The sequence below is a fragment of the uncultured Roseibium sp. genome (genome assembly GCF_947499295.1).
Lineage (GTDB): Bacteria > Pseudomonadota > Alphaproteobacteria > Rhizobiales > Stappiaceae > Roseibium.
Map to the genome: position 1 here is coordinate 1 of NZ_CANMNP010000027.1, position 14,188 is coordinate 14,188.

Annotated in this window: 12 protein-coding genes; 5 read left to right on the plus strand and 7 right to left on the minus strand. The window is 56.6% G+C overall.

Annotation, left to right across the window (positions count from 1 at the left end):
* Nucleotides 1-205: 205 nt before the first annotated feature.
* Complete coding sequence (locus Q0835_RS27275; protein ID WP_298966313.1) at nt 206-1,039, minus strand: MurR/RpiR family transcriptional regulator; 834 nt, start codon at nt 1,037-1,039, stop codon at nt 206-208.
* A gap of 126 nt (nt 1,040-1,165) precedes the next feature.
* Here Q0835_RS27275 and iolG point away from each other — a divergent pair, with 126 nt between their 5' ends.
* The 5 genes from iolG (at nt 1,166) to Q0835_RS27300 (ending at nt 6,876) form a co-directional block, all read left to right on the plus strand.
* Nucleotides 1,166-2,167 carry an inositol 2-dehydrogenase gene (gene iolG / locus Q0835_RS27280; protein ID WP_298966260.1) on the plus strand — a complete coding sequence of 334 codons (1,002 nt, stop codon included), beginning with the start codon at nt 1,166-1,168 and terminating at the stop codon, nt 2,165-2,167.
* Nucleotides 2,168-2,254: 87 nt separating this feature from the next.
* The gene (locus tag Q0835_RS27285; RefSeq protein ID WP_298966262.1) at nt 2,255-3,376 is read left to right on the plus strand and encodes a Gfo/Idh/MocA family oxidoreductase; all 1,122 of its coding nucleotides are present in this window, start codon (nt 2,255-2,257) and stop codon (nt 3,374-3,376) included.
* Nucleotides 3,377-3,672: 296 nt separating this feature from the next.
* The gene (locus Q0835_RS27290; protein ID WP_298822380.1) at nt 3,673-4,281 is read left to right on the plus strand and encodes an NAD(P)H-dependent oxidoreductase; all 609 of its coding nucleotides are present in this window, start codon (nt 3,673-3,675) and stop codon (nt 4,279-4,281) included.
* The gene (locus Q0835_RS27295; RefSeq protein ID WP_298966264.1) at nt 4,281-6,179 is read left to right on the plus strand and encodes a monovalent cation:proton antiporter-2 (CPA2) family protein; all 1,899 of its coding nucleotides are present in this window, start codon (nt 4,281-4,283) and stop codon (nt 6,177-6,179) included. The genes Q0835_RS27290 and Q0835_RS27295 overlap by 1 nt, the downstream gene beginning before the upstream one ends.
* Nucleotides 6,180-6,201: 22 nt before the next feature.
* Nucleotides 6,202-6,876, plus strand: coding sequence for a DsbA family oxidoreductase (locus tag Q0835_RS27300; RefSeq protein WP_298966266.1), 675 nt, complete (start codon nt 6,202-6,204; stop codon nt 6,874-6,876).
* A gap of 84 nt (nt 6,877-6,960) precedes the next feature.
* Here Q0835_RS27300 and Q0835_RS27305 read toward each other — a convergent pair whose 3' ends face one another.
* From Q0835_RS27305 to Q0835_RS27330, 6 genes are all read right to left on the minus strand, one after another.
* Nucleotides 6,961-8,862 (minus strand): beta-galactosidase, encoded by a 1,902-nt coding sequence (locus Q0835_RS27305; RefSeq protein ID WP_298966268.1) that lies wholly within the window; start codon nt 8,860-8,862, stop codon nt 6,961-6,963.
* 8 nt (nt 8,863-8,870) lie between these two features.
* Nucleotides 8,871-9,710, minus strand: a complete 840-nt coding sequence (locus Q0835_RS27310) for an SMP-30/gluconolactonase/LRE family protein (RefSeq protein WP_298966270.1) — start codon at nt 9,708-9,710, stop codon at nt 8,871-8,873.
* Nucleotides 9,711-9,715: 5 nt separating this feature from the next.
* Nucleotides 9,716-10,330, minus strand: coding sequence for a 2-dehydro-3-deoxy-6-phosphogalactonate aldolase (locus tag Q0835_RS27315; protein ID WP_298966273.1), 615 nt, complete (start codon nt 10,328-10,330; stop codon nt 9,716-9,718).
* Nucleotides 10,327-11,247 carry a 2-dehydro-3-deoxygalactonokinase gene (locus Q0835_RS27320; protein WP_298966275.1) on the minus strand — a complete coding sequence of 307 codons (921 nt, stop codon included), beginning with the start codon at nt 11,245-11,247 and terminating at the stop codon, nt 10,327-10,329. Before Q0835_RS27320 ends, Q0835_RS27315 begins: the two co-directional genes overlap by 4 nt.
* Nucleotides 11,244-12,008, minus strand: a complete 765-nt coding sequence (locus Q0835_RS27325) for an SDR family oxidoreductase (protein ID WP_298966277.1) — start codon at nt 12,006-12,008, stop codon at nt 11,244-11,246. Before Q0835_RS27325 ends, Q0835_RS27320 begins: the two co-directional genes overlap by 4 nt.
* Nucleotides 12,009-12,070: 62 nt before the next feature.
* Nucleotides 12,071-14,149, minus strand: a complete 2,079-nt coding sequence (locus tag Q0835_RS27330; protein WP_298966280.1) for an alpha-galactosidase — start codon at nt 14,147-14,149, stop codon at nt 12,071-12,073.
* Between the last annotated feature and the right edge of the window lie 39 nt (nt 14,150-14,188).

Below are 14,188 nucleotides of genomic sequence, written 5' to 3' on the forward strand. Positions count from 1 at the left end.
GGTGCCGCTCAGTCCCGTAAACGCAATCGCGGCCGTCGCAAAGGCGATCAATGTCTTCTTCATAAGTTCCTCCCAAAACAAACCTCGCGGTTCAGACATCTTTCTGCCCGCGATTTCATAACTCGGTGTGGCTTGAGATCTAAAAGCCACTTTTGGAATTTAAATTCTATTTTTTTCTCATTGCAACAGAAATTTTCCAAAAATGTCATTTCCGGTTTCGTTCAGCTCCAACAGAGACTGCCAGAGCAATCGCCAGGGACAGGCTCGCGGACAATGCGCGAAAGGCGCCGACATCAAGTTCGGAGACAAGCAGCTGGATGGCCTTCAGACGGGCGAGCGGGCTTGTGACCACGTCCGTGATTGCCACGATATCGGTCCCTGATGCGCGGGCGCTGGTGGCCATGTCGATTGTCATTTCCGTATAGGGTGCAAAGGTCACCGCTATGACCGCATCGTTGGGCCGGATCAGGTGTTCCATGTTGATATTGGCGATGCCGGAATGGAGGACCGCCGGAACATCCATTTTCTCAAATGCATACGCAAGATAGGAGGTGACCGGAAAGGCGCGGCGAAAACCGATCATGTGAATTGTTTCCGCGCGGGAAAGCACATCGACCGCCTGTTGTAGAGCCGCAGAATCCACGGTCGTCAGCAGGTTTTCCAGCGAGGCTCTTCCGACCTCGACAAACTCAGCAAGCAAGGCAGAAGGAGACTCGGTGCCGTGGTCGCGAAGCTTGGCGAGTCTGGTCGCATAATCGGGCCATTTCTGGGAATAGTGCGAGCGAAACAATTTCTGCATCTGCGAGAAGCCCGAGAACCCCATCTCCTGGCAAAATCGCATGACGGCAGAGGGTTGAACGTCAGCTCCTTCTGCAAGTTCGGCAACCGTTGAAACGGCGACACGGTCCGGATTTGCTGCAATGAAATCGGCAAACTGCTTGAGCCGCTTAGGAAGCCGGTCTGCGGATCCGCCCAGCCGTTTGAAGAACCCGTCGATTGTTTCAGGGGCAGTGGTTGCAGAAAGCGGCTCCGGGCTCATATCGTTCATCTATTTCTTCTTTTCCTGCTTGACACATTCCGTGTAAAGTGATTTTGGAATTTTTATTCTAAATTGGCAAGCCGTTGGATCCACTCGCGTGCTGCCGTCCATCCGGGAGGAAAACAAATGGCAACTCAGGTCGCTCTGCTGGGAGCAGGACGGATTGGCAAGGTGCACGCCAAGGCCATCGACGCGGTTGACGGAGCCATGCTGGTTGCCGTCGCCGACGCATTTCCGGAAGCTGCAGAAGCACTTGCATTAGCCTATCAGGCACGCGTTGCAACGATTGATGAGATTGCAGCAGCCAGTGATGTCGATGCAGTGATCATTTGTACGCCTACAGATACACATGCGGATCTGATCGAACAGTTTGCAAAAGCCGGGAAGGCGATCTTTTGCGAAAAGCCGATTGACCTGTCCATTGAGCGGGTCAAATCCTGCCTCAAGACGGTTGAAGACCATGGTGCGACACTCATGTTGGGCTTCAATCGTCGTTTTGACCCTCATTTTTCTGCTGTTCGCAACGCTATCGTGGGAGGCCGTATCGGCGATGTCGAGATGGTACAGATCACATCACGTGACCCAGGCGCACCACCACCGGGATACATCCAGTCTTCGGGTGGGATATTCCGCGATATGGCTGTTCACGACTTTGATATGGCAAGATTTCTGCTCGGTGAAGAATTCACCACCGTTTATGCAACCGGTTCGGTTCTGGTCGATCCTGAAATCGGCAAGCTTGGCGACTACGACAGCGCAACCATCGTGCTGACGACTGCGTCCGGCAAACAATGCTCGATATCCAACTCACGCCGTGCGACCTACGGATACGATCAGCGGATCGAAGTGCATGGTTCCAAGGGAGCTGTTTCCGCAGAGAACCAGCGGCCGGTTTCCATCGAGGTCGCAACCGCAGACGGATATCTGCGCCCGCCTTTGCACGACTTTTTCATGACGCGTTATACCGAGGCCTATGCCGCTGAAATCAAGGCATTTGTCGAAGCCATCGAAAACGGGACGGCACCATCGCCAACCGGTGAAGATGGGCTGAAGTCGCTGATTTTGGGTGAAGCTGCATTGAAATCCGTGGCAGAACGGCGAGCGGTTGGAACTGACGAAATCCAATAAGGACTGCTGGTTTCGCCCCCGTTCAAGAGACGTGTCGGCACAAATTGTCATCAAACTCGGCAACAGAATTTTCAGGAGAACCGGGACATGGATACGCTCGGCATTGGTCTGATCGGCACAGGCTTCATGGGCAAGTGTCATGCGCTCGCCTATGGATCGGTGAAAGCTGTCTTTGGCGGCGTTCCCGATATTCGGCTGGAGGTATTGTGCGATGTTCCGGCGGACAAGGCGGAGACACTTAGCAAACAGTTTGGGTTTAAGCGCTCTACGGACGACTGGGAAAATCTGATTGGCGATCCCAAGGTCGACATTGTCTGCATCACGACACCGAACAAGGTGCACAAGGATATGGCGATGGCCGCGCTGGAAGCCGGCAAGCACGTGCATCTGGAAAAGCCGATGGCACTGACGTTGCAGGACGCGACGGCAATGCTGGAACTGGCGAACAAAACAGGTGCCAAGACGATCGTCGGCTACAACTATCTCCACAATCCGGCAATTGCACACGCACGCAAACTGATTGCGGACGGGGCCATCGGCCGAATTGTACATTTCCGTGGCATGGTCGATGAAGATTATCAGGCAGATCCCGATCTTGCCTGGACTTGGCGGGCCACCAAGGAAGGGGCAGGGCTAGGTACACTTGGAGACCTCGGCTGCCATCTGATCTCGCTGGCGGTTGCCATGGTCGGTCCGATCGACAATCTGGTCGCGGAGACCAAGACCGTCCACGTGACCCGACCGATGGGAGATGGGTCAGACGAGCGCAGGCCCGTCGAGAATGAAGACATTGCGTCGGCCCTGTTGACCTTTGCAAATGGTGTGCACGGTGTCGTTTCGACTTCCCGCAGCGCGTGGGGCCGCAAGAGCTACATCTCCTTCGAGGTGCATGGCACGGAAGGCATGATCACGTTCGATCAGGAACGTCTGAACGAGTTGCGGCTCTACCAGAACAAAGGCCCACAGTCCGAGCAGGGGTTCAAGACACTGTTGAGTGGACCTGCGCATCCACCTTACGGTCAGTTCGTTCCGGCCCCCGGTCATCAACTTGGATTCAACGATCTCAAGGTGATTGAAGCCAACGAGCTGTTGCGGGCGATTCAGGATGACCGCCCCGCATCGCCGTCGTTTTCGGAAGCGCTTCATTTCGAAAGCGTGATCCACGCGATTGCCGAGTCCGGCGCAACCGGCAAACGCGTGAAGCTTTGAAGTCTTTTTTAAGCACCGTGTCGGGCTTGGTTGATCTGGCTTTCTGAAGTCAGAACTTGTTCAATCGAGCCGATTTGAATTTCCGATGATCCAGAGCCCCCGGCAGTTTTCCGAGGAAGTGCGTACGAGACCGTTTTCAGGAAGGCAAACGCGGAACGGTTCGCCAGTGACGTGCCTAAGGCCTGAGGTTTGTCTATCCAGGCTCAGGCGCTATACATTTTCATGAAGCCCAACTGACGGGCGGGTGCGACCCGCCTGGATCTCCATTCGCCTATCGGGAGTTGCCTTTGGCCAAAGTGCTAGTTCTGTTTGCTCATCCCAGGCCCGATCGGTCCGAGGTGAATCTGCCCCTCTTTGAAACTGCGCAGAATGTTCAAGGTGTCACGGCGGTCGATCTTTACGCAAGATATCCCGATTTCAGCATCGATGTCGACAGCGAGCAAGCCCAGTTGATCGCACATGACGTGGTTGTCTTCCAGCACCCACTCTATTGGTATTCCGCCCCTTCGATCATGAAGGAATGGCAGGATCTGGTTCTGGAACACGGGTTTGCATACGGCCTCCACGGCAAGGCTCTTCACGGCAAAACATTCATGAATGCGATCACCGCAGGTGCGATGTCCGAAGCTTACTCCACAGAGGGCATGAACCACGCTGATCTGCGCAGCCTGTTGGCGCCGTTTGAAAAGACCGCCGACCTTTGCGGCATGCGTTATCTGGCTCCATTTGTGATGTATGGCGCAGGCCGTGCACAGGAAGACAACAGGCTGGACATACACCGCAACGGCTATGACGACCTTCTGAAAGCCCTTGTCGCGGACCGGCTTGATCTGGACAAGGCCACTCATGCGTCCGTGCTGACAGATGTCCTGGACGATTTCATCCTAAAAGGGGAGGTCGTCTAATGGGTCTCTTAGGCGACGCTTTCGTTTATTTGTGTGCAGCCGTCATTGCTGTACCAATTGCCAACCGGCTCGGCCTTGGTTCCGTCCTTGGATACCTGATAGCAGGTGTCGTGATTGGCCCGATCCTGGGAATTGTCGGGAAGGAAACAGCCGACGTTCAACACTTTGCAGAGTTTGGCGTCGTGATGATGCTGTTTCTGGTCGGGCTGGAGCTGCGGCCGGCAATGCTCTGGAAAATGCGCCAGCAACTGATTGGCCTTGGCGGTCTTCAGGTCGTCGGCACAACTGCTGTCTTCACAGGGATAGGCTACCTCTTCGGGCTGTCCTGGCAAAGCGCGGTTGCTCTTGGAATGATCCTGGCGCTTTCCTCAACCGCAATCGTTCTGCAAACACTGAACGAAAAGGGGTGGATGAAAACCCAGGGCGGTCAGAGTTCGTTTTCCGTCCTCTTGACCCAGGATATCGCTGTCATTCCGATGCTGGCTGTTCTGCCGCTCCTGGCTGCCGGCAACGGTGTCGGCCATGGCGAGGCGCATGGGTCCGATAGCCATGGCGATGCCGCCGCGCATGGCGGTGAGGCACTCGCCTCACTACCCGGTTGGGCGCAAGCGTTGATCATTCTTGCGGTCATTGCGGCGATCATAATTGCCGGCCGGCACCTGCTGCGACCCGTTTTCCGTTTCATTGCCGAAGCGCGTCTGCGGGAAATCTTCACGGCAACCGCGCTTCTGCTTGTGATCGGAATTGCGCTCCTGATGGATTTTGTCGGCCTTTCGCCCGCCCTCGGAACGTTTCTGGCCGGCGTCGTTCTGTCCGACAGCGACTACCGTCATGAGCTTGAAGCCGACATTGAACCCTTCAAGGGTCTGTTGCTCGGATTGTTTTTTCTGACAGTCGGCGCAGGCATCGACTTCGGATTGTTGTTCGGCGCGCCGTTGACGATCTTCGGACTTGCCGTCGGGCTGCTTTCGGTCAAGTTCGCTCTGCTCTTCGCACTCGGCACGATCTTCAAGCTCAAGGGCGCCGATCGTTGGCTGTTTGCGCTCGGGTTGGCGCAGGCCGGTGAATTTGCCTTTGTCCTATTCGGATTTGCGGCCGGCAGCGGTGTCCTGGAAACGGGCATTCTCCAGACGATGACGCTCGTGGTCGCCATATCGATGGTTCTTACTCCCGCTCTTTTCATTTTTTACGAAAAAGTGGTCGCGCCGCGTGCGGTGGCAACCTCGGACCGGGAGCCGGACAAGATCGACAGCCGAGGGCGGGTGGTCGTTGCCGGTATGGGGCGATTTGGACAGATCGTTTCCCGCATGCTTCTGACCAGCGGATATGATGTGGTCATTCTCGATCATGATCCTCAAACAATCGACAATCTTTCCCGGATCGGCATTCGGACATTCTATGGGGATGCGACACGGCCGGACCTTTTGCATGGTGCGGGGCTCGAGGATGCGGATCTTTTCATTGCCGCCGTCGATGATCGCGACAAGCAAACTCTGATGGTTGAACACGTCGCCAAGACCTATCCCAAGGTGAAGATCCTGGCGCGGGCAAGAGACCGGCATCATGTCTATGAGCTTGAAAATGCCGGTGCGCACTATGCCGAACGTGAAGTCTTCGAGGGGGCCTTGGCACTTGGCCGCAGAGCCTTCACCGAACTTGGGCGCCACCCCTTCCGGGCACGGACCAAGGCTCAGGAGTTTCGTCATCACGATCTCGCGATGCTCGACGATCTTCGCGCCAACTACAATGACGGCGGCGTCGACACATCCTATATCGATGCGATGCGCGCCCATTCCGATACGCTGTTTGAAATCATGCGGGTTGACCGCGGCGACGAACGGCACGAACGCACGGAACGGGGCTGGAACCCACCGCCGAAGGGTGATGCGACCTTGTAAATGGTCGTAAAGGAGAAACCTGATGACAGACGCAACCGGTCAGGAAACTGATCCAGTTTTGCAAATCGATATCGTTTCCGACGTGGTTTGCCCGTGGTGCATTGTCGGCTTCAAGCAACTCGAACAAGCCATCGCGCAAACCGGCGTTTCAGCAGCCGTCAAGTGGCACCCGTTTGAACTCAATCCGGAAATGGCTTCGGACGGAGAGAACCTCAGGGAGCATATCATGCGCAAATACGGTTCCTCAGAGGAGCAGTCCAATGCCGCGCGCGAACGGCTGACGGATATCGGCAAAGGACTTGGTTTTGAGTTTCGCTTCACCGATGACATGCGCATGGTCAACACCTTCAAGGCTCATCAACTCATTCACTGGGCAGGACCGCAAGGCAAGGAACACCAGCTCAAGATGTCGTTGTTCCAGGCCTATTTTCAGGAGCGGAAGGACCTAAACAACGATGAGGTGATTGCCGATGTGGCGGCTGATATCGGATTGGACCGCAGCGAGGCGCTGGACGTTTTGCAGGACGGCCGCTTTGCGGAAACAGTCCGTCAGGAAGAAGCATTCTGGACCGGAAACGGTATACACGGCGTTCCCGCGGTTATCTTTGATCGCAAACACCTGGTCAGCGGTGCGCAGGGAACCGAGAACTACGCCTCGATCATCCAGCAGCTGGTGACCGGGCAGGCCGCTCAGTGAAGAGACTGCCCGGATATTCGCGTTGCACACCTTGATGGACACGGCTTCCTTATGCCGTTGCAAATTTCAGCCGGTCCAAAGACTTCAGAGAGTTTCGAACAGCACACCGGCGGCATCGATCGGACCTGCCGGTGTATCATCGGGTGTAGCGCCGTAGTTCGTCCAGATCCTGATGTTGCCCGCATCGCGGCAACGGACACCTCCTGAAAGGTCGAGGGTTTCAAGGCGTGTCTCGGCACAAAGCATCTTGAAAATCCGTTTCCACGCAATGTCATCGCACCAGCCACCGACATAGGTCAGATTGGATTGTCGCATCGCGGCGATCTGCCCATCTTCGAGTTCCAGAACCGTCTCTGCAGCGCCTTCCAGTTCTTCACGATATGAGACAAAATTTCCACCGCCTTTTAGAGGCATGGGCATGTCGGGACGCATGCTTTCAACGCGTGTTACCGTGACCTCGAGGTCCGGCATGTCCGGGGGAAGCGGTACAGGTATGACCATGTCCGCATTGCGGGCAGCCGTCCGTGGTCCGAGCACGACTTCGGCATTGCTTTCGGCGAGCGCTTTCTTGAGATCCTGCGACATGTAGATCAATCCGGGTGCGGCGACGATCTTGTAGCCTGAAAAGTCCCGTGTTTCTCCTCTCAAGATATCTACGGAAAGGCCCAGGCCGCGGAGCGCCTTGTAAACGTCGAAGACAAGCTGAAAGTAACTCAGGCCGGCACCATGTGGCTGGGTCGCCCAGGCAAAGTCCGCGTCATAGTCAAAAATCAACGCAACAGGTGCCCGCGAAGTCCCCACATCAGGTGCGCCGCGCAACTCGTTCCAGACCTGGCGTGCTTCGGTCAGGGCAGGTGCATCGGCGTTGTCGGGGCGAAGCATGCCGGCATGCATCTGTTCCTGGGCAAACGGGGCTTGCCGCCAGCGGAAATAGCAAACGGCTTCAGCGCCATGTGCATAGGCTTCCCATGCCCACAAACGCATCATGCCTGGCAGCGGTGCCGGATTGTAGGGCGCCCAGTTTACCGGTCCGGGTTGTTGTTCCATCACCCACCAGCGTCCTTTGCCGGTCGAGCGATAAAGATCGTGGTGAAATGCCTGAAAGTCCGGATCGCCTTGCCGGGCAAATAAGCGCTGATGCTCGGACGTCGCACCAACACGATCTTCCAGGAAACCGAGGGGATAGCTGTCCCAGGTTGCAATATCCAGGTCATCGCCGACCTTGAAATGATCGAACTCCGTGACACGCCCCATGAAGTTGTGACTGATCGGTGCGTCCGAGTGGCGGCGAATGATGTCGACCTGGCGCTTGTTGAACGCAACGACCTGATCGGAAGAGAACCTGCGGAACGCCAGACTGTGGGACGGGTTGGGTTCGGTTACGGTCAGGTTGGGCAGGTCGATAGCGTCAAAGGATCCATATTCCATCGACCAGAAGACATTGCCCCAAGCGCGGTTCAGAGCTTCGATCGAGCCGTAACGACGGGCCAACCAGGTACCAAATGCCTTTCTTGCCGCGTCTGAATAAGACAGCACGGTGTCATGGCAGCCATACTCGTTATCGGTCTGCCAGGCGGCAACATAGGGACTGTCGCCATAGCGTTCGGCAAACAGTTGAACGATCCGATCGCTTTCAAGCTGAAAGCCTTCGTGCGAGAAACAGTAGTGGCGGCGGGATCCGAATTTGCGTGGATGACCACTTGCGTCAACCGCGAGCATGTCTGGATGTTTTTCGATCATCCATTGAGGGGGGGTCGCAGTCGGAGTGCCGAGCACGACTTTCAAACCGGCCTTCCCGAGCACTTCAATTGCCCGGTCTAGCCATTCGAATTGCAGATCACCCGGTGCCGGTTCAAGCCGGGACCAGGCGAACTCGCCAATCCGGACCCAAGTCAGTCCGGCATCGGCCATACGCCGTGCGTCGGCCTCCCAGATCTCCTCCGGCCAATGCTCCGGATAGTAGCAGGTGCCCAGGGTACGTTTCATTGCGTTGCCTACAAAATAATCCGATGTTCAAGCTGACCGCGCGTGCCGGTCTGCGCAAAAAGTGTCTGGCCTTCGTCTTCACCGTTCAGGCCGACCGACGCAGAGGTCGCAAAGAGTGTTTGAAGCTCTGCCCCACCAAAGGCCGGGCAGGAAATCTGTTTGGCAGGGAAACTGATTTCCTCGACAAACTGGCCGCCAGGTGAGTAACGCGCGACACGGTTTGCGCCCCATTGAGCGTTCCACAAATATCCCTCACTGTCGACCACCGCCCCATCGGGATTCAAGTCTTCTTCAGTAAGATCGACGAAGAGCGTGGGTGTGCCTGTAGGCCAGCCGTGGTCGTCCAGCATCACCTGCTGGATCGTTTGGGTATCCGTGTCAGAGAAATAAGCCTTGTTGCCATCAGGTGAGAAACAGATGGCATTGGTAATGGTGATGCCACTGAAGAGCTTGCGCAGTTCTCCTTTGTAAAACCGATAGATGGACCCCGCACCAGCTTCCGCTTCGATGCCCATGGTGCCGATCCAGAAACCGCCTTTCGGGTCCGCTCGGCCATCATTGGACCGGGTGACCTCATTGTCTGCCTCCATGTCGCAAAGCTTCATGGATGCTTGCGTGTCGAGATTGAAGAGGAACAGTTTGCTGGCGCTTGCGATCAAGAGTTCCGTCTTGCTCACCCAGCCGGCCGCAGAGACATATTCATCGAACTCCCAAGATTTGGCCGTGCCGTTTTCCCGGGACATAAGCTTCTTGTTCAAAACGTCGAACCAGAACAGTTGCTGGCGCTCAGGATGCCAAAGCGGACCTTCGCCGAGCTTGCACTGGCGTTCATCAAAAATGGTTGTCATTGAAATTACTCGCTGGCTGAAACGGCCTTGTCATAGGCGGAAACGATCTTGTTGGCCCGGTCTTGGATCTCCTCGACCGAAAAACCGGGCTTGAACAGAGCCGTTCCGATGCCGAAGCCCGCGGCGCCAACATTGATCCAGTCAGCAAAATTATCAGGCCCAGCGCCGCCGACGGCATAAGTTGCCGTGCCCTTCGGCAAAACAGCCAAAAGTGCCTTCAGTCCGTCAGGGCCGACGAGGGACGCGGGAAAGAACTTCAGGCCATCCGCGCCGTTACGCAGTGCCGTGAAACTTTCCGTTGGTGTCATCACACCCGGAAAGGACGACATGCCTTCTGTCTTGGTGGCTCTGACTACTTCGGGGTTGCAGTCCGGTGAAACAATCAATGTTCCGCCGGCAGACTTGACGTTGCGCACCTGCTCCGGTTCCAGAACCGTACCCGCGCCGATCTCCGCATCGCCTCCAAAGGAAGTAACCATGGACTCGATGCTTTTGAGCGGGTCGGGTGAATTGAGTGGCACTTCAATGCGGGTTATGCCCGCAGCAATCAGGCATTCTGTGACGGGCAATGCCTCGTCAGGTGTCAGGCCCCGCAAGATGGCAATCAGATTGCGGCTCATGATGTCTCCCTTGCATAGCAAGAAAAGGCGAGGGTCAGTCCTCGCAGAGTGATGGAATCCGCGTCCAGCAACCTGGCATCTTTTCCAAGGCATTGCAGAGCGGCGTGATAGGTTCCGGCGATCTTGCTGCTGCCGAGAATGGCAACGTCCGCAAGGTCGAATTCGTCCCTGATGGAGGCAAGTTCGGCACCGATTAACAATCCCGACAAACGTCCTGTGGCTTGCGCGGGGGTCTGGCCGGCAACCAGACTTGCCGCGCGAATACCAAACAATTCGGAAGCGAAGACTTTCGGGTCCTGGAGAACGCGCAGGACGGCGTCCCTGAACGCGGCAGTGTCGAATTCAGTTTCGGACAGACCATGGCGAAGCACGGACCGATGTCGATACAGTGCAAAGGTCTCGCCGGTCATGCAGGTCCGGAAGCGTTCGACGGTCCCCGATTTGAGTGTGACCCATTTCGTATGTGTTCCAGGCAGGCACAGCGTTCCGGAAAAACCCGGCTGATCTGCCAGGTAGCCTGCGATCTGGGTTTCCTCGCCGCGCATGACATCCGCTGGGCTCAATTGTTTGAGGCCCGGCAGAATATGCACATCCAGGCGTGGATCTGAGGTTTTGACGCGTGTCGCGTCGGCAATCGAGGGGGGCGCGCAGGGAACAGACATATAGGGCGCCTCGGCCCAGCCCTGACGCGAGCCGGCCATGCCGCAAACGATGACCGGCACGTTGCCCTGGTTTGGCAGAACGTCTGCGATCAGGTCGAGCAATGCTGGTTCAAATTCTGCCGGCGAGAGTTTGCCCATGCCCCTGTCGGAGCCGCGATGGATCAGAATATCACCGGTATTGCTCAACGCCCAAACGCGCAGGTTGGTTGTTCCCCAATCCGCAGCAATCCAGGAAATTTCGGTTTGTGTTGTCATCCCGTCACCACGACACCACCGTCCACAACCAGCGCCTGTCCGGTCATAGCCCGGCTGGTTTTGGAAGCAAGAAACAGAACCGGTTCGGCAATGTCTTCCGGCGACAGCTCTTCCTTCAGGCACTGCCGATCAATATGTGCGCTGAGAGCTTCCGGGGTCACCCAAAGATCTTTCTGCCTTTGGGTCAGAACCCAGCCGGGAGCAATGGCATTCACCCGAATCTTATCCGGACCGAATTCGCGCGCCAAGCTGCGCGTCATCCCGTTAATGCCGGCATTGGCGGTGGTGTAGGCCGCGTAGCCGGCATTGCCCATCATATAGGAAATTGACGTGAAATTTACGATGGAGCCACCACCGGCGGCTCTCATGCCGGCAACCACATGCTGGCAAGCGAAGAAATAAGCCTTCAGGTTGATCGCTTGCGACCAGTCCCAGAATTCTTCATCGACTTCCTCAGAAGCATGACGCTTGTCATTTGCGGCATTGTTCACCAGGACAGTGACCGCGCCATGCGCCTCAGCTGCCATGTCAATTGCGCCTTTCAGGGCAGGGATGTCGGTAATGTCGCATGAGACGAAGAGTGGCCGAACGCCGTGTTTTCGTTCCATCTCGTCGCAGAAATCAGACGCATCTGACCGCTGTACAAAAGCAACCTTGGCGCCTTGAGACATGAAGGCGTCAGTCAATGCTGCTCCGATGCCGGAGCCGCCACCAGTGATGAAGACCGAAGCACCGTCAAGATCCGGAAATGTAGCGTGCATGGGACCATTGCCTTTGTTTGTGTTGGCGGCCTTCGCCGATAATTTCAAATGCGCCTAGACGCCTATAGCCTCTGACCTTCCAGCACCCAGATCGTCTCCGGGAAGCGCCAGGGAAGGATAAGCCCGTGCGTTACGAGGTAGCGCCCGCTGACCTCGATGTCTTTTTCTTTCAAGAGTGGATTGCCGCGGGAGAGCCTCGGGGCTTCATTCCTATTGGCAAGCGAAACACTGTACATCGCGTCCGGATCCAGTCCTGTCAATCGAACAGGATGTGGAAGGATCTGGTCGGATGTGCGCGCCAATACCGCAAACACGACGAACCGGCTGCCGTCTCTTGCCATTTGCTGTTCGGCAATGACTGCGGGATCGGAACTGTCCAGGCGATGAATGTCTGCCTGCATTGTCCAGTGCCGATTGACTTTCCACCAGTTGGTGGCATCGCACAAGGTGGCAGTCTCGGCATCGTCCAGTTCGCGCGGGTCCATCTCGAACCCCATATGCCGCTGGGCTGCGGTCCAGGCGCGGAGTTTCATGTCGAGGACGCGTCCTGACGTGTGGCAGCGCCGTGGGCCGACGTGTGAGCCTGTAACGGAGCCCGGTAAAAAGAGCGCCGCGTCGTGCTGGATCCGCTGGCGTTCCAACGCATCGTTGCTGTCGGACAACCACACACGCTGAGTGCGTTCCAAGATGCCGAAGTCGACACGGGCACCACCGGAGGCGCAACTTTCTATCTCTACATCGGGAAAGTTGGCACGCAGCCGATCCAGAAGTTCATAGACGCCAATCGTCTGTGCCGCTGCGACGATCGGCAGAACCCTGTTGTGATCCCATTTGATGTAACCGATGTCGTTGTTTTTCAGAATGTCAGCGATCCGGTCATAGAGATAGGACCTGACGTCCTCGCGGGACATGTCCAGCACCAGTTGCTGACGCCCGCGCGTCTGGTCCTTGCGGCCCAGAATCCAGTCGGAATGAGCGCGATACAGATCACTGTCCTCATTGATCATTTCCGGTTCGAACCAGATGCCGAATTCCATGCCGAGCGATTTGACGTGATCGATCAACGGGGTCAGCCCATCGGGATATTTCCGGTCGTCGACGAACCAGTCGCCCAGAGAGGAGGTGTCGTCGTCCCTTCGACCGAACCAGCCATCGTCGAGAACAAACCGCTCGGCTCCCAGTTCCGCTGCGTGGCTCGCGATGGATTTTAGTTCGGAGATCTTGTGATCGAAATAAACAGCTTCCCAGCAATTGTAGTGGACGGGTCTGGGCGATCTGGCACCCGTCACCATCCGGTCACGCGCATACCGCTGAAATTGAATTGCAGCGCCGTTGAGCCCTTCGGCCGAATAGGTGGCGTAAAGGGCTGCGCTCTGGAAGGATTTTCCCTTTTCCTTGCTTGAGGAAGCGTGACCGAACTGGATGTGGCGTCGCCCGTCGGCTAGCTCCTCGGCGACCATCTTGTGACCGCCAGACCAGCCATAGTGGAACGAGTAGGCCTCTCCTTGCGTGTTGGTCGTGGCTCCATTGCAGACTATCAGGCCAGGAAAATGGGCATGATCCGTCCGTCCCGTCCGGTTGTCTCTGACACGGGCGCCAGGTGAAAACTGTAGGCGTCTGGTCAGGAACTCGGCACACCATCGGCCGGAAAATTCGAGCATCTCACCTGTGTGTGCAGGCACGGGTACGACAGGCGCCGCCAACCAGTCCACCAGGATGACATTCGAACTTTCGAGACGGGTCTGAAGCTTGAAGAGTGACGCTTCGGCCGTCAGTGACAGGTCAAACACAATGGTCAGGCCATGATGACTGTCACTGTATTCAAGTCTCAAGCCGTTTTCAGTTGCGGTTTCGTTTTCGAACAAGAAGGCCGGAACCAGTATATTCCCGTCGGTATCACGGATCGACAGGCCGGCATGGCCCGTAAATGTTTGCGATGCTTCCGGGCTCAAGCTGATCCCTGCGTTCCGATCCACCATTCCGCCAGTCACATCTGTGAGAGAAGCCGCGGCAAGTAACTGGAGATCGTCTTTGCCCGGTAGAGCCGGGCCCCAATAGATCACTTCCGGCAGGCGGCCCGCAAAGCTGGCGAGAACCAGACTTTGACGGGCATCACCAAGATGCCACGTCTTAGCCTGCATTTCCGGCCTTTCCTGTTGCTTCGGTTGCTGGCTGAACCG